This is a genomic window from Bradyrhizobium sp. WSM471 (assembly GCF_000244915.1).
Classification (GTDB): domain Bacteria; phylum Pseudomonadota; class Alphaproteobacteria; order Rhizobiales; family Xanthobacteraceae; genus Bradyrhizobium.
Genome location: NZ_CM001442.1, coordinates 1,585,763 through 1,604,692 on the forward strand (window position 1 = coordinate 1,585,763; position 18,930 = coordinate 1,604,692).

The window sequence follows — 18,930 nt, forward strand, 5'->3', positions numbered from 1 at the left end:
ATGCGTATCTGCGGTATCAAGTTGACGCATGACGGGGCAGTCGCTCTGATTGAGGACGGGCGAGTGGTGTTCTGCGTCGAGCAGGAGAAGCTGAACAATAATCCGCGTTATCAAACCATCGACAACCTGGATTCCGTTGTTAGCGCCTTGGCGGAGCACGGGCTCGATCCGAGCGATGTCGATCAGTTCGTCATTGATGGCTGGGATGGAGAGCTCGAATCCCAGTTTGAAGTCCTTAGTGGGACGACGACCGTCAAGCTCAAGGGCGCGCCGTATGTCGAACGCCAAGGCGATAGCCCCCTCGCGTCCCGCGATCGCATCGGCCTTATGCTTGATGGGAAACTATATCCGTATCAAAGCTATCCCCATGTCACCGGGCACGTAGCATCCGCATACTGCACCAGCTCGTTTGCCAAATCCGCACAATCTGCTTTCTGCTTGGTGTGGGACGGCTGCATGTTTCCGCGCCTCTACTATGTCGAGGCGCACGGGATTCGGTTCATCGAGTGCCTGTTTCCGATGATAGGCCACGCCTATGCGACGGCAGGACATCACTTTGGACCTTACAGGCGGGCAGACCGGACCAGCTGGGATCTCGGCATAGCCGGCAAGCTGATGGCCTATATCGCTCTCGGAGCTCCCGACGAGGAGATTATTAAGACGTTTCAGGAGCTTTATCAGGCGCACTTTGCCACGGATGCTGAGGGCGCCTGTCATAAGCTTGCACAGATCAACAGCTCACTATCACCACTTGAAGCTCTGCACGACTTCTTCGATGCGTGCGCACTGCGATTGAAGGCCAAGCAAGCCGAAGACATCCTTGCGTCATTTCACGTCTTTCTAGAGCGCCTGCTGGTTCGCACAATCGCTGATGTTGTGCAGCGACATTCGGATCTTGCGGGGGTGCGTAACCTCTGCATAGCCGGCGGGTGTGGCCTGAATATCAAGTGGAATAGTGCATTTCGTGCGACCGGCCTGTTCGACGACGTGTGGGTGCCGCCCTTTCCGAACGACAGTGGCTCAGCGATCGGTGCTGCTTGCTGTGCACTGGCGGCACAGCAAGGCTTTAGAGCTCTGGAATGGACGGTCTACAGTGGACCGGCCGTTCGTTCCAGCGAAGTCCCGCCCGGATGGGACGGCGCGCCCTGCACTATGGGCGAACTTGCGGCAATCCTCGCGAGTGACAAGCCCGTGATCTTCCTTGCCGGGCGTGCCGAGCTCGGACCACGTGCGTTGGGTGGCAGAAGCATTCTCGCGGCTGCGAGCTGGGAGGGAATGAAAGACCATCTCAACGACGTCAAGCTTAGAGAGCATTTCAGGCCGGTAGCGCCGATATGCCTGGAGGATCGTGCGGCGGAGATTTTTAGCCCTGGAGTACCCGATCCGTACATGCTGTTCGATCACCAGACGCGACCGGAATGGCGGGACAAAATTCCCGCGGTCGTGCATCTCGATGGATCTGCTCGCCTACAGACGGTTTCCAGAACATCTCAGCATAAAGTGGTCGAGCTTCTCATCGCGTACGAGAAGCTCACAGCCATTCCGCTGCTTTGCAATACCAGCGCCAATTTGCATGGACGCGGCTTTTTCCCGGATGCTGCCGCCGCGTGCCAGTGGGGACGCATCGATCACGTGTGGTGTGACGGCCTGCTTTGGACGAAAAAGCACGCGACCAAGGACGCGGTGCGAACAACGTCCGTCGCGATCGCGTAAGCAAATGTCAACCCCGGCAATCGACCTTTTCGAGGTGAGCAAGTCCTACAAGGACCGGACCGTCGTGGACGCTCTTTCGTTTACGGTCTCGCCCGGAGAGTGCTTCGGTCTGCTGGGACCAAACGGCGCGGGTAAAAGTACGCTTGCGCGATTGATCCTGGGTGTTGCATCGCCCGACGCAGGTAAGATCCACGTGCTTGGCGAGCCGGTGCCGGCACATGCGCCGTTGGCGCGTCGGGGCATCGGGGTTGTCCCACAGTTCGATAACCTTGATCTTCAGCTCACCGTGCGCGAAAACTTGCTCGTTTTCGGTCGCTACTTCGGCATGAGCGCGACCGAGGTCAACGCGGTGACGCCGTCACTGCTCGAATTCGCCCGCTTAGAGAACAAGGCGGACGCCCGCGTCGCCGAACTGTCCGGCGGCATGAAGCGGCGGCTGACGCTGGCACGTGCCCTCATTAACGACCCGCAGGTATTGGTACTTGACGAGCCGACGACTGGCCTCGATCCGCACGGCCGTCATCTCATCTGGGAACGCTTGCGCTGGCTATTAGCGCGCGGCAAAACGATTCTTCTCACCACCCATTTCATGGAAGAGGCGGAGCGATTGTGCGACCGCCTGTGCGTGCTTGAGCACGGCCGCAAGATCGCCGAAGGGCAGCCTCATGCTCTGATCGAGCAGCAGATCGGGTGTCAGGTGATCGAGATTTACGGTGGTGACCCGCATGAGTTGCTGCCGCTGGTCAGAACCCAAGTGCAGCACGCTGAGGTGAGCGGGGAGACGCTGTTTTGCTATGTCAAGGATCCCGAGCAGGTGCGTCGCCGACTTGGCAACCGTACGGATCTCCGCCTTCTGCAGCGTCCTCCAAATCTGGAGGATGTCTTCTTACGGCTAACCGGGCGAGAGATGAAGGACTGAACGATGTGGCAACGTTTTGCGTCCGCGCTCCCTGCCAATCCATGGAATTGGATCGCGGTATGGCGCCGCAACTTTCTGGTCTGGCGGAAAGTCGCTCTGGCGTCGATTCTTGGGAATCTGGCCGAGCCGATGAGCTCTCTGTTCGGTCTTGGTTTTGGCCTCGGAATGATCGTAGGTGGCGTTGAGGGGACTTCATACATTGCGTTTCTGGCGGCTGGTATGGTCGCCACAAGCGCAATGGTCTCCTCAACCTTTGAAACCATCTATGGGGTTTACGCTCGCATGCAGACAGGTTGCACGTGGGAGGCGGTGCTCTGTACGCCTCTTACGCTCGGCGACATTGTTCTAGGTGAAGTGGCATGGGCAGCGAGCAAGGCCTTGCTCGCCGGGACGGCGATCACGATTGTCGCCGTCGCGCTGGGGTATGCAGAGTGGTCGTCCATTCCCTATGCGTTACCAGCCATCGCCCTCACTGGCGTTGCTTTCGCGAGCCTCGCAATGGTCGTTTCAGCTCTTGCACCGAGCCACGACTATTTCATCTTCTACCAATCACTTATCCTCACGCCCATGATGTATTTGAGCGGGGCGATCTTCCCAATCAGCCAGCTGCCTGGTTCATTTCAACGCATCGCGGCTTTGTTGCCCCTGACACATTCGGTCGATCTCATTCGTCCAGCAATGCTCGGTCGGCCGGTCGACAGCGTCGGTTTGCATGTGGGCGCACTTTGCATCTACGCAGCCATTCCCTTCATCGTCTCAGCTGCGCTGCTTCGGCAACGCCTGATGCGGTGAGAGGAACAAGACCTAAAGCGAAGCGTCGCGCGTGTTGGCGATGCCTGCGGCCCCGCGGCGACGTGCAGCCTACTCGCCAACCAAGCGATATGAAATAGGCCAACAGGCCTCTCAAAATGAACGGAGAACAAGATGCTGTGTCTAGGATTGAGTGGCGGGCTTGACAGGGTCTATGAAAACCCGCTGCAACTACCGAGCACGTTTCTGCACGACGGCGCCGCGGTGCTCGTCAAGGACGGACGCGTGATCGCCGCCGTTGAAGAGGAGCGCCTCAACCGCATCAAACATTCGAACAAGCTCCCGAGCAGTGCGATTGAATACTGTCTAGCAGCCGCGGGTGTGGAGCTTCGCGACGTCGATCGTATTGCGTTCTACGCGACTGAAGCCTACTGCAATTCGATGCTCGAACGGTTGTTCATCTCACAACCTGAGATCTCAATTCCGCTGGATGCGAATCTCCTGTTGCGGCACCTTCTCGCGGCAGAGTTCGGTACCCAAGTTGACCCTTCGCGGGTGTCATTCGTAGGCCATCATCAGGCCCATGCCGTAAGCGCTTTGGCAATGTCCGGTTTTGAAGAAAGCCTGGTTCTCGCGATCGACGGCTGTGGCGACTTCCTCTCGGGTCTGTTGGCGGTGGGGTCGGGCACCGAAATGACCGAGCTCATGACGTTTCCAGAAACCAACTCTCTCGGACTGTTCTATCTGGAAACGATCCGATACCTCGGCTACGGCCTGTTCGACGAATATAAGGTCATGGGATTGGCTCCTTATGGAGATCCCGCTCGCTATCGCGAGCTTTTCTCCCAATTTTATGAGCTCTCCCCCAACGGTGCCTACCGCGTTCACCTCGACCGTATCGGCCCGGCATTGCTGCGCAATGTCGAGGTCCGGCGAAAGGGAATGCCGTTCACGCAACAGCACCGAGATGTGAGCGCTTCATTGCAGGAGGCGCTGGAGCGGATCGTCTTTCACATTCTTCGGCATTATCGTGAGCAGACCGGAATGAAACGGTTGTGCCTGGCTGGCGGGGTGGCCCACAACTGCACGCTAAACGGAAAACTGCTGTACTCAGGCCTGTTCGAAGAGATTTTTGTGCAGCCGGCCTCGCATGATGCCGGATGCGCATTGGGTGCGGCGCTGATGGTATCGAACGAGGCCGGGCAGGCTCCGCCCCGCGAACGACTACAGGCGGTTTATTGGGGGCCCGATGTCGGCAGCGACGACAGCATTGAACAGGAACTGAAGGGATGGGCCGGACACCTCGAGATTGAACGGACCGCTGACGTCGCAGCCAGAGCAGCCGAGTGGATCGCTGATGGCGCTGTGATCGGGTGGGTACAGGGCCGGTCCGAGTTCGGCCCTCGTGCGCTCGGCAACCGCAGCATTCTTGCGGACCCGAGGCCCGCGACAAACAAGGACCGGATCAATGCGATGGTCAAGAAGCGCGAGAGTTATCGACCGTTCGCGCCATCGGTTCTCGAGGAGGATGCGGGCGCGTTCTTTGAGTTGCCGGATGGTCGTGCAGAATATTTCTTCATGAATTTCGTCGTGCGCGTGCGCGAATCCATGCGTGCATTGCTGGGCGCGATCACGCATATCGATGGTACGGCTCGGCTGCAAACCGTGTCCCGCACGAGCAATGCCGCCTATTGGGAACTTATCAATGCGTTCAAGGCTCGAACGGGCGTCCCGATTCTGCTTAATACGTCGTTCAACAATAATGCCGAACCGATCGTAGATTCGGTTGCCGATGCGATTACGGCGTTTTTGTCGACCGAGCTGGATGGCCTTGTGGTCGGGTCATTCCTCATCAAAAAGCGGGCAACAACGCTCGAAAATTGGACCGCGCTCGCTGTGTCACTGCCGCCCCATGTATCTCTTTACCGGGTTCGCGCTCATGCGGGCCGAGACCGCCAGGAGACAATCTGCGAGATCCGCATGGGTCACTCCAGCCATGACAGCGTGCGCGTCTCGCATGACCTATTCGACATGCTGATGCAAATCGAGAAGGAAGCTGTTCTGGCCGATCTTCTCGCCAGGGTCACCTCTGACAAGACCAGGCGCGAAGCTCTCCTGAACGAACTGCGCGGGCTGTGGGATCAGCGTCGTATTCGGCTGCATCCGTCACAGACTGGGCCGTCATAAAAGGTGCGTAATGTGACACCTCCAGCATGACCTGCCAATCGCAGTGCCGTGCAGGATGAGTTTGCGGGTTGGGTGACTTGCGTCCAGGTGACCAGCGCCCGGCGTGGATCGGCATCGCAGATGAGTTGGTGCGCCACACTCGCGCAACGAGAAGGGTTTGATAACGTGACGAAGGAACGCTTTGTTGTTTCTCGGAGGCGCACCGGCTTTGGTGATTGCCTCTGGTCGTTGGCATCAGCCTGGTCGTATGCGCAGCGGACCGGGCGAACGCTCGTTATTGACTGGCGCGGTTCCTGTTATGTCGACCAACCGTTCAGCAACGCCTTTCCGGTGTTCTTCGAGCCGGTTGAGGAGATCGCTGGCGTGCCGGTGATTTGCGATGACAGGCTCAACCAGCTCTCGTTTCCCGGCCCGTTCTTCCCGCCGTGGTGGAATAGGCCATCGATCGACTGTATCAATCGTACGGACGAGCAGATCTTCCGAGAACGTGACGAACTGACTGAGCTGTTCCAAGCAGGAGACGATAACGAGGCCAACACCATTGTCTGTGACGCTTGCCTGATGTGGCGTTGTGGTGAGGAAGCCGAACGACTGATCTTCCGAAACATCAAACTCAGGTCTGAGATTCGAGCGCGGATCGAGGACTTGTATGAGCAACACTTTAGCGGCCATAGTATCATCGGCGTTCATGTTCGGCACGGCAATGGCGAAGATATCATGGGGCATGCTCCGTACTGGGCCGATTCGGAGCTCGCTCTTCGTCAGGTCTGCATGGCAATCCGTAAAGCCATGGCTTTGCCATATCCAAAGCCTGTTAAGATCTTCCTGTGCACGGATAGCGCACAGGTGCTCGATCACATATCGGGTCTGTTTCCCGATATCTTCGCCGCACCAAAACGGTTCCAGGCCGATCTGGCAGGGCCGTTGCATAGTGCGGAAATGGGAATTGAAGGTGGAGCTTCCGCGCTCATCGACATGTATCTTCTTGCGCGATGCTCCACCGTGATCCGCTTTCCCCCCACCAGCGCCTTTACGCGCTATGCCCGTCTGCTCGTGCCACGCATTATTGAATTCGATCTGAGCAATCCGGAGCAGTTGACCCTGGTCGATAATCCATACGAGCGTTTCGCGGCTTCATGAGGTGCCGCGAATCTGAACCTGAGCAATCGTCGCCTAGATCGTCGGCCTGATACTGCTGGCTTCCACAGCATCGGGTTTCGCAACGTCCGCAGCTGAGGGCTGACCGACGCACTGCCGGGATTCAGTGGTACAGCGAATGCCCGGCGAAGCGTAGGCCAATGCCGGCGAGCGTCGGCGGCCTTGTCCCGGGATACGTCGGACCGCGACGTGTAAGTCGACTGGCCGGAGAAAAGGTTAGGGTCCCGGCATCGCCGGGCCGAAACCGCCATTGGTGGCCACGCGGTGAAGAGCACGGCAATGGTGGCCCGGGCCGCCGAGGAATCTGACGTAGCAGACGGTCACGTCAGAATGTCCCAGCAGCAAGGACGCGCGCCAGGGAGACGTATCGCCGTTTCTGCGTTAATCCCTTCGCGGTCAGCTAGTCTTCTGGACGACGGCCTTGTTCATGCGCTGGTTGCGAAATACTTTCGACCGCATCTGATCAACGGCACGAGCCCCAGCCCACCGATGTCGAACCAGAGCCGCATCTGCGGCGGCGCGTCCAACCGAGGAAATTGAACGAACTGGTCATCGATCCTGATCTCCGCACAAGGCAGCTAAACTATCTCCGCCAATTCGAATGAGCCACAGACCACCCCTGGAGCGCGACGCGGTCAACGCGCCCGGGGGTTTGACGCGGCGTTGCTGTTGTCGAAAAGCAAACAGGCCAGATGTTCAGAACCTGTCATTTGTCGCAAAAGTGCGCCCCTTATGCCCTGCGTCGCTTTGGCCCGGATCCTGCACAAGGTGCACAGCCGATGGGAGCGGAAGGGAGCCGCGTGTGAATCTAGATCTACCAGATGACAAAGCGGTCGTACCTCAATCGTCGGAAACGGACCCTAGCGGTCCAATTCACGCCAATCGAGCGGGCCGTCCCCTGCGTGAGCGAAAGACGCTGGTATTGACCGGGGCATCGCGCGGTATCGGTCGCGCCACCGGAAAATTGTTTTCGAAAGCCGGTTGGCGCATCATTTCTTGCGCGCGCCAACCATTGGACGCGGCGCGTCGCCCATCAGACTCAGAGGGCGACAGCTATATCGAAGTCGACCTGGGCGATCATCGGATGCTGCCGCGCGTGATTGCCGAGATCAAGGAGCGCCTTGCTGGCGCACCGTTGCACGGACTGGTAAACAATGCCGGAAACTCACCAAAAGCGGCAAACGGTACCAGGCTGACATCGCTGGCGACCTCAGTCGACACCTGGATGAGCGTGTTCCACCTCAATCTGGTGGCACCGATCCTACTCGCTCAAGGCCTGTTCGACGAATTAAAAAGGGCGTCAGGCTCGATCGTCAACGTGACGTCGATCGCCGGCTCGCGGGTGCATCCATTTGCAGGCTCGGCATATGCGACTTCGAAAGCTGCGCTCGCTTGTCTCACGCGCGAAATGGCGCACGATTACGCCGCGCATGGCATTCGCGTCAATGCGATCGCGCCCGGCGAAATCAAGACGGACATTTTGTCGCCTGACACGGAAGCGCATCTTGTGCCAAAGATCCCACTCCGCCGAGTGGGTACACCCGAAGAGGTCGCCAAGGTCATTTTCTTCCTATGTTCAGATGCGGCAAGTTATGTCACCGGCGCCGAAGTGCCGATCAATGGCGGGCAACACTTATAATTCAATCAACCCCTAAAGAGCCCCGGCTGTTCTGAGCTTCATCGATGGAAGGCATGTTGGCCGGGGTGAATCCGCGCAGCGAGTTGGAAAACAAAGCGGCAAAGCTAGTTACGCTAAGTGCTGCCGACGTGCCATGAAGAGGGGTAATCTCTCGTCCGCCCTGAGAACTGGATGTCAGATCGGGCATGCAACACGAATCCAACAAGTCCGATGGGGAGGATCGAGAAAGGAACGGAGAAGTCGTCATGCTAGACAGCATTTCCCTGCGCGAAAAGCCAAACTCAACCTCCGACGCGGATGCTTCCGCTTGTATTGTGCGGTCCCAAGAGAAATCGCTAAGCACGATTGTTGAAATAGCGCACACGCTCACTGGCCTATGTCGGCTCGAGGCTAAGCTGGCGAGCGTCATCGAGCGCCTGCGATCGCTCGTGCAGATGCGGCGCGGCATCGTATGTCTGTTCGAGCATGACGGCGGGCCGGAGATCATCGTAGAGGACGGCAGGAGCGAAGACCGCGACGCCCGCTGCCGGGTGCGCTTGCCGCAGGGAGCAATCGATCAAATCGTCGCGTCGGGGCAGCCGCTCATCGTGGAGAATGTAGCGCTGCATTCGGCCTTCAGTTCTTCGGAGGTCGATATGCTAAATGCCGGCGGTCATACGCGTGTTGCGTTCATCGGCGTTCCCATAGACGTTGACGGCAAAGTTGTGGGTACGCTGAGCATTGACCGCATCGCGGACAATGGGACGCGTGCGCAGCTCGACGACGACCTCCGCCTTCTGACGATGGTCGCCAGCCTGCTAGGCCAGACGACGAAGCTGCATTGCTCGTTTGTGCGCGATCGCGGGCGCCTTATGGACGAGGAGTTCCGGCTGCAGAAGCAACTCTCCGAGCTCAAGCCTCATGGGCGGGACCGTAAGAAGGTCCAAGTCGAGGGGATGATCGGCGACAGCCCGGCGCTGCGCGCGCTACTTGACAAGATCGAGGTGATCTCAAAATCAAATAGCACGGTTTTGTTGCGTGGCGAATCGGGTACCGGCAAAGAGCTGGTCGCGAAGGCTATTCACGAGCGTTCAGCGCGCGCCAAACGCTCCTTTATCAAGCTGAATTGCGCAGCCCTCACCGAGACCGTGCTGGAATCCGAATTGTTCGGACACGAGAAGGGGGCGTTTACGGGCGCATTCAACGCGCGCAAGGGGCGCTTCGAGATCGCCGACAAGGGAACGCTGTTTCTGGATGAGATTGGAGAGATCTCGGGCTCGTTCCAGGCGAAGCTTCTGCGCGTGCTTCAGGAGCAGGAATTCGAGCGGGTGGGCGGCAATCAGACGATCAAAGTCGACGTCCGCGTGATTGCGGCCACGAACAAAAATCTTGAAGAGGCGGTGGCAAGGAACGAGTTCCGTGCCGATCTCTATTACCGCATCAGCGTTGTTCCTCTGCTATTGCCGCCGCTGCGGGAAAGACGCACTGATATTCCGCTTCTCGCCGCTCGTTTTTTGAGGAACTTTAACAATGAGAACGGCCGTACTCTGGTATTCGATTCAAGTGCGATTGAGGTCCTCATGAATTGCGGATTTCCCGGTAATGTCCGTGAGCTCGAAAACTGCGTGCAGCGGACCGCGACGCTAGCGCGAGGATCGTCGATCGTAAGAGATGATTTTGCGTGCTGCCACGGGCAATGCCTGTCGGCTTTGCTATGGAAGTGTGGACCGGCGGAAATGGCCCGACAGCCGAGCCCGACAATCTCACTGCCCGCGAGGCTGAGCATGCCGCCAACACAAGCCGCCACACCCATTCAGCCGGTGAGCAGCGAGCTGACACCGCTGGGGCGCCCCGTGGTGGGTGCCGCGAAAGTCACCGATCGCGAGCGCGTCATCGCAGCCATGGAAAGATCCGGGTGGGTACAGGCGAAGGCGGCGCGCCTGCTTGGACTGACCCCGCGCCAGATTGGCTACGCCTTGCGAAGACACGGCATCGAGATCAAACGCTTCTGAGCCAAGCGTCGAGCTCGCTCCTCTCTCTCTCTCTCGCTCGGCCGACTGGGATAGGAAAGCGTGGAAAAGAGGCGGTCGCCAGCTCGGATGCATGATGGGGATGGTAGCGTTGTGCCTTGGGTTGGGATTTACTCGCCGGCGACGCGTAGGGCGTCTTCGCTTCGGCCAGTCTTGTCATCGTCTGTTTGCAACGTACGCGCCCTGAAAATGGCTTTGGCGTCGAAGCGGCGCGTGATCGCTGCGGCTCCGTTGCCGCCCCTGACTCCGATCAGCTTGAGATCACGCCGGTGCGTAAACCATCGCAGTTGCGACAACCGGCTCGTCGTCAGCCTGCATTCATTCCTCGTTGGCGAAATGCCTTGGATGGTATGACATTTGCTGCGTCGGGAGTCGGCTCGGCATCTTAGGAGAAGTACATGCACAGCATCGTCTGCATCAAACAAGTCCCCGACTCCGCGCAAATCCGCGTGCACCCTGTTACGAATACGATCATGCGCCAGGGCGTGCCGACAATCATCAACCCCTATGATCTCTTCGCATTGGAAGCTGCGCTCGAGCTAAGAGATCAATTCGGCGGCGAAGTCACCGTCCTGACAATGGGACCGCCGTCGGCCGAAGAATCTCTCCGAAAGGCACTGACATTTGGTGCCGATCGCGCTGTCCTGCTCACCGACCGTAGCTTCGCGGGCTCCGATACGCTGGCGACGAGTTACGCGTTGGCGAGCGCGATTCGCAACATCGGAAAGGAATATGGCCCACCGGACGTCATATTCACCGGCAAGCAGACGATCGACGGCGATACGGCGCAGGTGGGACCTGGCATTGCAAGGCGGCTCGGGGTCCAGCAGCTCACTTATGTTTCCACGATCAAAGCGTTGGACCTCAAGCTACGGACCATCGAGGCCGAACGGCGCTGCGAAGGGGGCGTCCAGGTGTTGGGTTCCAAGCTGCCGTGTCTCGTCAGCATGTTAGAGGCAACAAATCAAATTCGCCGCGGCGCAATGATAGATGCGTTGCGTGCCGCCCGCACCACAATCGTAAAATGGAGCGCCCAAAGTGCTGGGGTGGATGACATGGCCAATTGCGGTCTGAGGGGATCGCCGACCGTGGTCAAGCGTGTGTTCGCGCCCTCCGCGCGAGCGGAGAAGGCGACGTGGGTGGAGGCGGCCGAGCAGCCGGCCCAAGCATTGATCGACGCTATGTTCAAGCGCAACCCTATGCTCGAAACGGAGCTCGCACAGCTCGCCTCATCTGCGCAAGCTCGCGGTGCGTGAAGTTACGGCTGATCGAGCGCAGCGAGCAACAGCCTGGGTCTGGTTACGCATTGGCCCGTCGCTCGTTGTACAGGCGCGACCAAACTTCTCGACCACTCCCCGCCAGATGCGACAAGAAGGTGAGCCGTCAACCTGCGTATCCGAGCGCCGAGAGGTCGGTATTGGACCAGGATACAAGACGGCCCGCTACGCTAACGTTTGTCGCTACCTTCGAGACGACCAGTCCGCTGGGGAATTCACGCAGCCCGACGATGTGCGCGTTCGAGTGTTGTGGCGGCCGCACAGAATATCAGAGCGTGGAGCTCGCGCGAGGGATCCCAGTCCTCGCGCGAAATCCGCAGTGTTTCACGCGACTGCAAGTGCGGGCAGCGCACCGTCCGACCACCGGACGGAATCGAGAGGAAGAACCGTGATCGGCAGAACGGCCGCGCACCATCGTGAAAATCACCGCAGGGATAGTCGCGCACCAACTTCAGTTCAGCCTTGGGCCCCCAACGTCCCGCGGGCGCGCGTGCTAACGCGTGGCAAATTGCGCGCTTACCGCCGGGTTAGGCCGCTCGGGTCGCAACGGCTTTCGCGACTCTCTTGGTGTTTCCTGGATAAATCGTGAGCGCGGCGATAATGCCGAGCAAAGCCGCAAACATCAACCAGAAACCGGGCGACGCCTTGTCATCTGTCCGGTCGATCAGCCAAGTCGATGCAAGCGGCGTAAACGTGCCAAACAGAGCCGCGGCGAGTGCGAACGCCAAAGAAAAGCAAGTTGTGCGAATGTGCTTCGGCACGATTTCGACCAGAGCGCCCAACATGGCGCCGCTATAGGTGCCAAAGTAAAACGAGAACATCATCTCCACGATCAGCATCTTGCCAAAGCTTGGGTCCGTTACAAGCCAAGACAACGCTGGATATGCAGTCACCAAGGCAAGGCCGGCAATGGTCAGCAGGACCGGTTTCCGGCCGATTCTGTCGGAAATCGCGCCGCCAATTGGGTTCCACATGAAGTTCGTCACCGCGACCAAAAGCGTCACCAAGAGCGTGTTCTGCGTGGACAGCTGCAATACGTGCCTGCCGAACGTAGGCGTGTACACCGTCACGAAATAGAATGTCGTGGTCGTCAGCATCGCGATCATCATGCCGAGAATGACGATGCGCCAGTTCGCAAGTGTGGAGGCAAAGACCTCGCGGGCCGTTGGGTGGTTCTTCATGACCAGAAACTCCGGAGTTTCGTCCAGCGTCCGGCGCAGGAAGAAGATAAGCGGTACGATCAAGCAGCCAAGGAAGAACGGGATCCGCCAGCCCCAAGCGGCAACCATTTCGGCCGGAAGTGCTTCGCTCAAAAAATATCCTATGAGAGCCGCGACAAAGATCGCAACCTGCTGGCTCGAGGACTGGAAAGATGTGTAAAAGCCGCGGTTGCCCGGAGTGGCAATCTCGGAGAGGTAAACGGAAACACCACCAACCTCGACGCCGGCAGAAAAGCCCTGCAACAGCCGTCCGAACAGCACGATCGCAGGTGCGGCAATGCCGATCGTCGCGTAGCCCGGACAAAAGGCGATGATGATGGTGCCAATGGCCATGATCGAAAGCGTGATGATCAGGCCTTGCCGACGGCCAATCTGGTCAATATAGGCTCCAAGCACGATCGCACCAACAGGTCGCATCAAGGCACCCAGCCAGAACACACCGAAGGTGTTAAGCAGTGAAGCGGTTTCGCTTCCTGATGGAAAGAACGCGTTTCCGATCGCACTGGCGTAGAACCCGAACAAGAAGAAGTCGAACTGCTCGAGGAAGTTGCCGCTCGTGGCACGTAAGATGGCGCCAATGCGCGATTTGGCATTTGAGGCGTGCGCAATGGGCGCTGGTGACATGGCGAGTTTCCTCTCGATTGAAATGGCCGCTTCCGGAGAAAATCTCACCGCAGCCGCGTGCAGTTTCATGGCCGCGAATCGGCCATCAGGGCACTATCGACCAAGCCGTAAGCGCCTGATGTTTCCGGCATATTTTCGGCAATTGCCGCAAACCCTCACAATTTTCGCTCGTCATTCCGCTCGTGCAGCAGGAGTGGCTCTCAAGCTACTGAACCCTGGGGCAATTCTCGGCGCCAAGGTCGGCGACAAGGTTGTTGTCTGTGGCGTGGCCGAAGTTCTCATCAAGCGTACCGATATGCAGTGAAAGGGGAAGGACGAGATCGGTGGCATACGAGCCGCAGCGAGGAGCTCCGTGAGATGTCGTGCTAGAACAGCTCGCGAGCCTGCGATTGGGGCCGAACTGCGCTATTATCTCACCCGATCTCCAGCGATGTCGATATGCTCAAAGTTAACCGGAGGTTCGCCGGAAAGGATTTTGTGAGCGCGCTGGCGATCAAGCGCGGCGCCGATGGCCATGCTTGGAAAGAGCCAAGTTGTCCTTCGAGGCGCGCTCGTACTTCGAGGGGCGCTCCGGTTCGTATGTGGTCCAAACCCGGCGTCTCCGTAAACAGGACCAAGAACAGGCACAAGCCTCGCGGTGGCATCGGGGCCTGGAGCTGGGCGGCACATCGTGATTCGATCTGACCGCGGCTTGCGCATTCGGAATCTGACCACGACAACCGAGGTCGCATCACTTTGCCTTATTCGACGGTTACCGATTTCGCGAGATTTCGGGGTTGGTCGACGTCCGTGCCTATGAGGATGGCCGTGTGGTAGGCCAGGAGCTGCACCGGAATCGCATAGACAATCGAGGTGAATGTCGCACCCATCTCCGGCAGCACAATGGTCGCGAGTGAATCCATGGACACGTCTGCGGCTCCCCTAGCGTCGGTTATCAAGATAATCTTGCCACCGCGTGCAGCGACCTCCTGCATGTTCGAGATGGTCTTTTCGAACACCCGGTCGGAAGGAGCGATGACGATTACGGGAACACTCTCGTCGACCAAGGCGATCGGGCCGTGCTTGAGCTCCCCGGCCGCATAGCCCTCGGCGTGAATATAGGATATCTCCTTCAGCTTCAGTGCCCCTTCCATGGCCAGTGGAAACGAGGTGCCGCGACCAAGATATAGCACGTCACGCGATTTGGTGATGTCGCGTGCGAGCTTCTCGATCTGCGGCTCGTTGGCCAGCGCCGCTGAAACGAGCCGAGGAATTTCGATCAGCTCGCGTACCAGATCGATGCTGTCGCCCTCCGACAATTCACCGCGCGCATTGCCCGCGGAGACCGCAAGCGCCGCCAGGACGACGAGCTGACATGTGAACGCCTTGGTCGAGGCAACGCCGATTTCGGGCCCCGCGAATGTCGGCAACACTGTCCCACTTTCGCGCGCAATGGTCGAACTCAGTACGTTCACGATCGAGAGGGTATGCAGACCTTGCGATTTGGCGTAGCGGAGCGCGGCCAGCGTATCGGCGGTCTCGCCGGACTGCGAGATGAAGATCGCAAGATCTCCTTGGCGCATCGGTGCCTCACGATACCGAAATTCGGAGGCGACATCGAGCTCGACCGGAATACGAGCTAGCCGCTCGAACCAGTATTTGGCGATGTGGCCGGCGTAGCCTGCCGTACCGCAAGCCGTGACCGAGATATGTCCGATCTCATTGAAGTCGAACGGAAGCTCCTGCGGCAGTGCCACGCTCTCGCTGGCAATATCGACGTAATGCGCCATCGTCTGCCCGATCACCTCTGGCTGTTCGTGGATTTCCTTCGCCATGAAGTGGCGGTAGTGTGCTTTGCCGACGAGAACCGACGATGCGCCAGAGGTCACCGCCTCCCGGCGGACGACTGTGCCTTGTGCGTCGTAGACCACGCTGAAGTTGCGGTTGAGCACAGCCCAATCGCCATCCTCAAGGTAGGTAATCAAGCCGGTAAGGGGAGCGAGCGCGATAGCATCCGATCCGAGATACATTTCGCCTTCGCCATGCCCGATCGCGAGTGGTGAGCCCTTGCGCGCACCGATCATGAGGTCGTGTCGGCCCTTGAACAGAATTGCAAGCGCAAACGCGCCCACTAGCCGCGGCAGGGACGCTTTTACTGCCTCCTGCGGCGAGCTGCCATTCTTCAGATAAGACTCGATGAGATGCGCCACCACCTCCGTGTCTGTTTCAGAGGCGAAACAGGCGCCATGCTGTTTCAGCTCCGTGCGCAGCTCCCGGAAGTTCTCGATTATGCCGTTATGGACGACTGCAACATTGTCCGTTGCATGCGGATGAGCGTTGTGTTCGGTTGGCTTGCCATGAGTAGCCCAGCGCGTGTGCCCAATCCCGACATGGCCTGAAAGCGGATGGCAGCGAACACGTGTCTCAAGGTTTTTCAGCTTTCCCTCGGCGCGTCGAAGCTCGATATGATTTCCTTTGAGCGTTCCGATGCCAGCTGAGTCGTAGCCGCGATATTCCAGTCGTTTAAGTGAATCGATGAGGCGATCCGCGACCGGACCGCGCCCCAAGATGCCTACAATTCCGCACATGGTAACCAGTTTACCTCAACTTCAAAACAGAGCGTCTCGCAAGACGCGCCTGACCAATTCGCTCGCTATTTATCGACCGGTGTAGTCGTGCCGGCCTTCCATCGCGCACGCGTCACTCGGCGTGCGCGAGCTCAAAGCAACACCGGAAACCCAATCGAAGTCGCCAGACGATCCGAAGCAACTTTCTGGGAATCGGAGAATGAGCGCCCTCAGCAATTAACAGCTGCATGATTCTCTCCTTTTGTCCGATTTCGCCGATACCGCTAAGAAGTCCTGGTAGGTCTGCCGCATTCCATCTGTAAGCCATGTCCTCGCGCGCCAGCCGAGCTTTGCGAGCCGGCTGACGTCAAGCAGCTTGCGCGGCGTGCCGTCGGGCCGCGAGCTGTCGAAACTGATCTCGCCGCCGTAACCGACGGTTTCTGCGACGACCCGCGCGAAGTCGGCGATGGTGATGTCCTCGCCCGTGCCGACATTAACCAGCTCGGCACTCGAATAGGTCTTCATCAGGTGCACGCAGGCATCCGCCATGTCGTCGACATAAAGGAACTCGCGCCGCGGCGTGCCGGTGCCCCACACAATGACGCTCTTCGCGCCCGACACTTTGGCCTCGTGGAAGCGGCGGATCAGCGCCGCGACCACGTGGCTCATTTCGGGGTGATAATTGTCGCCGGGGCCGTAGAGATTGGTTGGCATTACGCTGATGAAGTCGCTGCCATACTGGCTGCGATAGGCCTCCGCCATCTTAATGCCGGCAATTTTTGCAATTGCATAGGGCTCGTTGGTCGGCTCGAGCGGGCCGGTCAGCACGGAATCTTCGCGCAACGGCTGCGCCGCCAGCTTCGGGTAGATGCAGGACGACCCCAAGAACATCAGCTTCTCGGCGCCGTTCCGATGCGCGGCCTGGATCACGTTCGCCGCGATCGCGATGTTGTCGTAGATGAACTCGGCGCGCAGCGTGTTGTTGGCGACGATGCCGCCGACCTTTGCCGCGGCGAGGAAGATCACCTGCGGCCGCGTCCTCGCGATCCAGTCGAACACCGCGGCCTGGTTGCGCAGATCAACCTCGCGCCGGTCCACGGTGACGAGCTTGACGTCCTCCCGCGCCAGCCGGCGCGCAAGCGCGCTGCCGACCATGCCGCGATGGCCGGCTACGTAGACACTCTTGCCTGTCAGCTCAAACGGAGCGTTTGCCACTCGTCGCGTCCCATTTTGCTACCGCCAGATCGCTCGCCATCATCTCCGCGACGAGCTCTGCAAAGCTCCGCTTCGGCGTCCAGCCGAGCACCTCGCGCGCCTTGCTGGCGTCGCCGACCAGGAGATCGACCTCGGTGGGGCGGAAATAGGCCGGATCGATCTTCACCACCGTCTTGCCGCTCGTCTCGTCCACGCCGGTCTCCTCGACGCCTGCCCCGCGCCATGCGATGCGGCGGCCAACTTGCGCGAACGACAGCTCGACCATCTCGCGCACCGAGTGCATCTCGCCGGTGGCGAGCACGAAATCGTCGGGCTTGTCGGCTTGCAGGATCTTGTGCATGCCCTCGACGCAGTCGCGCGCATGGCCCCAGTCGCGCTTGGCTTCGAGATTGCCGAGATAGAGCGTCTCCTCCAGCCCGACCTCGATACGGGCGACAGCGCGCGTGATCTTGCGGGTCACAAACGTCTCGCCGCGGATCGGGCTCTCGTGATTGAACAGGATGCCGTTGCTCGCGAACATGCCATAGGCTTCGCGGTAGTTCACCGTGATCCAGTAGCCGTAGAGTTTTGCCACGCCGTAAGGCGAGCGCGGATAGAACGGCGTGGTCTCCTTCTGCGGGATCTCCTGGACGAGGCCGTAGAGCTCCGAAGTCGAGGCTTGGTAGAACCGCGTCTCCTTCTCCATGCCGAGGATACGGATCGCTTCCAGCAGTCGGAGTACGCCGATGCCGTCGGCGTTGGCGGTGTATTCCGGGCTCTCGAAGCTGACGGCGACGTGGCTCTGGGCGGCGAGATTGTAGATCTCGGTCGGCCGGATCTGCTGCACCAGGCGGATCAAATTGCTCGAGTCCGTCATGTCGCCGTAGTGCATCAGGAACGGCACGTCGCCGACATGCGGATCCTGGTAGAGATGATCAACGCGCGCGGTGTTGAACGAGGACGAGCGCCGCTTGATGCCGTGCACGACATAGCCGAGCGACAGCAGATGTTCGGAAAGATAGGCGCCGTCCTGGCCGGTCACGCCGGTGATTAGAGCGACCCGCCGTTTGCTCTCTAGGTTTAACAAAATGATTTCTCTGCGCAGGCTAATGTCGTTCCCCGATCGACGACGTCAATCGCGGCTGGCTCTTCGAAATGCGGAAGCGTCACGCTCTCGAACTGCCGAAGTGTGGACCTCTACAGGTATTGCGTCGATTGCTCAACTGTACGGAGGTAAACCTCCCACCTCGAAAGAGTTTTGAAGGACTATACGAAAGTTTGTAGTCCGGCAGAGTTTGTTCGGCCTTCGTCAGGCGCTTCTCTATTGCTTGGGTGCGCCCAATGAATTGCGGGGCAGCTAAGAGGTAGCAGACCATTTGGCCGAGAAGCGTTCTACAGTCTCTCCGTGCTCAGCTTGCGCGTCGAGCCAGGGAGTGTCCCTCATTCCTTGTCCTTGCCTAGAAGTTTTCTAGTCTTGCTGTTCATCCAGTGCGACTGCGAGCAAGCCGGGCAAGCAAATCCTTGAAAGTTGTTCTCTGTCGCGCAGTCCGTATCATCGATCAATTCCTGGACGATCGTGTTGGTGGTCGGACAAGCAAAGGGGAAGGCGCGCATGTTGCAGCCCCACGGCAGAAACACGCGGGATGGAGCTGATCGTGGAGGGAGCCGACCAGGGCTATCTAAGCACGCGCCGC

Annotated in this window: 14 protein-coding genes; 9 read left to right on the forward strand and 5 right to left on the reverse strand. The window is 59.0% G+C overall.

Going from position 1 to position 18,930, the window contains the following annotated elements; genetic code table 11:
* The 6 genes from nodU to BRA471DRAFT_RS07145 all read left to right on the forward strand — a co-directional run bounded on the left by nodU (position 1) and on the right by BRA471DRAFT_RS07145 (position 8,366).
* Positions 1 to 1,713 (forward strand): nodulation protein NodU, encoded by a 1,713-nt coding sequence (gene nodU / locus BRA471DRAFT_RS07120; protein WP_007605790.1) that lies wholly within the window; start codon positions 1 to 3, stop codon positions 1,711 to 1,713.
* Between the two features lie 4 nt (positions 1,714 to 1,717).
* The gene (gene nodI / locus BRA471DRAFT_RS07125; protein ID WP_007605792.1) at positions 1,718 to 2,632 is read left to right on the forward strand and encodes a nodulation factor ABC transporter ATP-binding protein NodI; all 915 of its coding nucleotides are present in this window, start codon (positions 1,718 to 1,720) and stop codon (positions 2,630 to 2,632) included.
* Between the two features lie 3 nt (positions 2,633 to 2,635).
* Positions 2,636 to 3,424, forward strand: coding sequence for an ABC transporter permease (locus tag BRA471DRAFT_RS07130; RefSeq protein WP_007605794.1), 789 nt, complete (start codon positions 2,636 to 2,638; stop codon positions 3,422 to 3,424).
* Positions 3,425 to 3,556: 132 nt separating this feature from the next.
* Positions 3,557 to 5,569, forward strand: a complete 2,013-nt coding sequence (locus tag BRA471DRAFT_RS07135; RefSeq protein WP_007605795.1) for a carbamoyltransferase — start codon at positions 3,557 to 3,559, stop codon at positions 5,567 to 5,569.
* 120 nt (positions 5,570 to 5,689) lie between these two features.
* Complete coding sequence (locus tag BRA471DRAFT_RS07140) at positions 5,690 to 6,709, forward strand: nodulation protein NodZ (RefSeq protein ID WP_198287891.1); 1,020 nt, start codon at positions 5,690 to 5,692, stop codon at positions 6,707 to 6,709.
* A gap of 820 nt (positions 6,710 to 7,529) precedes the next feature.
* Positions 7,530 to 8,366, forward strand: a complete 837-nt coding sequence (locus BRA471DRAFT_RS07145; protein WP_007605802.1) for an SDR family NAD(P)-dependent oxidoreductase — start codon at positions 7,530 to 7,532, stop codon at positions 8,364 to 8,366.
* Between the two features lies 1 nt (position 8,367).
* Here the strand turns inward: BRA471DRAFT_RS07145 and BRA471DRAFT_RS38010 are convergent, their stop codons facing one another.
* Positions 8,368 to 8,553, reverse strand: coding sequence for a hypothetical protein (locus BRA471DRAFT_RS38010; protein WP_157233998.1), 186 nt, complete (start codon positions 8,551 to 8,553; stop codon positions 8,368 to 8,370).
* On the opposite strand from BRA471DRAFT_RS38010, the gene nifA reads away from it, so the two are divergent.
* Together nifA and BRA471DRAFT_RS07160 are read left to right on the forward strand one after the other, a co-directional pair.
* On the forward strand, positions 8,552 to 10,357 hold the full coding sequence (gene nifA / locus BRA471DRAFT_RS07150; protein WP_157233999.1) for a nif-specific transcriptional activator NifA: 1,806 nt from the start codon (positions 8,552 to 8,554) through the stop codon (positions 10,355 to 10,357). The two genes, BRA471DRAFT_RS38010 and nifA, sit on opposite strands and share 2 nt — an antisense overlap.
* A gap of 416 nt (positions 10,358 to 10,773) precedes the next feature.
* Entirely contained in the window at positions 10,774 to 11,631 is an 858-nt protein-coding gene (locus BRA471DRAFT_RS07160) for an electron transfer flavoprotein subunit beta/FixA family protein (protein ID WP_007605808.1), read from the forward strand.
* A 548-nt stretch (positions 11,632 to 12,179) separates the two neighbouring features.
* Here BRA471DRAFT_RS07160 and BRA471DRAFT_RS07165 read toward each other — a convergent pair.
* Positions 12,180 to 13,496, reverse strand: a complete 1,317-nt coding sequence (locus BRA471DRAFT_RS07165; RefSeq protein WP_007605810.1) for an MFS transporter — start codon at positions 13,494 to 13,496, stop codon at positions 12,180 to 12,182.
* On the opposite strand from BRA471DRAFT_RS07165, the gene BRA471DRAFT_RS07170 reads away from it, so the two are divergent.
* Positions 13,495 to 13,800 carry a hypothetical protein gene (locus tag BRA471DRAFT_RS07170; RefSeq protein ID WP_157234000.1) on the forward strand — a complete coding sequence of 102 codons (306 nt, stop codon included), beginning with the start codon at positions 13,495 to 13,497 and terminating at the stop codon, positions 13,798 to 13,800. The two genes, BRA471DRAFT_RS07165 and BRA471DRAFT_RS07170, sit on opposite strands and share 2 nt — an antisense overlap.
* Positions 13,801 to 14,236: 436 nt before the next feature.
* Here BRA471DRAFT_RS07170 and glmS read toward each other — a convergent pair whose 3' ends face one another.
* From glmS to gmd, 3 genes are all read right to left on the reverse strand, one after another.
* A complete protein-coding gene (glmS, locus tag BRA471DRAFT_RS07175) occupies positions 14,237 to 16,063 on the reverse strand; it encodes a glutamine--fructose-6-phosphate transaminase (isomerizing) (RefSeq protein ID WP_007605816.1) in 1,827 nt (608 codons plus the stop codon).
* A 216-nt stretch (positions 16,064 to 16,279) separates the two neighbouring features.
* Positions 16,280 to 17,257, reverse strand: coding sequence for a GDP-L-fucose synthase (locus BRA471DRAFT_RS07180; RefSeq protein WP_007605818.1), 978 nt, complete (start codon positions 17,255 to 17,257; stop codon positions 16,280 to 16,282).
* A complete protein-coding gene (gmd, locus tag BRA471DRAFT_RS07185) occupies positions 17,238 to 18,323 on the reverse strand; it encodes a GDP-mannose 4,6-dehydratase (RefSeq protein WP_007605819.1) in 1,086 nt (361 codons plus the stop codon). The genes BRA471DRAFT_RS07180 and gmd overlap by 20 nt, the downstream gene beginning before the upstream one ends.
* Positions 18,324 to 18,930: the final 607 nt, after the last annotated feature.

Coding starts and splice junctions, on each gene's coding strand:
- BRA471DRAFT_RS07135 (WP_007605795.1), top strand. CDS start 3,557: ATGCTGTGTCTAGGATTGAGTGGCGGGCTTGACAGGGTCTATGAAAAC.
- BRA471DRAFT_RS07160 (WP_007605808.1), top strand. CDS start 10,774: ATGCACAGCATCGTCTGCATCAAACAAGTCCCCGACTCCGCGCAAATC.
- BRA471DRAFT_RS07140 (WP_198287891.1), top strand. CDS start 5,690: ATGAGTTGGTGCGCCACACTCGCGCAACGAGAAGGGTTTGATAACGTG.
- nodI (WP_007605792.1), top strand. CDS start 1,718: ATGTCAACCCCGGCAATCGACCTTTTCGAGGTGAGCAAGTCCTACAAG.
- BRA471DRAFT_RS07130 (WP_007605794.1), top strand. CDS start 2,636: ATGTGGCAACGTTTTGCGTCCGCGCTCCCTGCCAATCCATGGAATTGG.
- BRA471DRAFT_RS38010 (WP_157233998.1), bottom strand. CDS start 8,553: ATGCCCGATCTGACATCCAGTTCTCAGGGCGGACGAGAGATTACCCCT.
- nifA (WP_157233999.1), top strand. CDS start 8,552: ATGCAACACGAATCCAACAAGTCCGATGGGGAGGATCGAGAAAGGAAC.
- glmS (WP_007605816.1), bottom strand. CDS start 16,063: ATGTGCGGAATTGTAGGCATCTTGGGGCGCGGTCCGGTCGCGGATCGC.
- BRA471DRAFT_RS07165 (WP_007605810.1), bottom strand. CDS start 13,496: ATGTCACCAGCGCCCATTGCGCACGCCTCAAATGCCAAATCGCGCATT.
- BRA471DRAFT_RS07170 (WP_157234000.1), top strand. CDS start 13,495: ATGGCGAGTTTCCTCTCGATTGAAATGGCCGCTTCCGGAGAAAATCTC.
- nodU (WP_007605790.1), top strand. CDS start 1: ATGCGTATCTGCGGTATCAAGTTGACGCATGACGGGGCAGTCGCTCTG.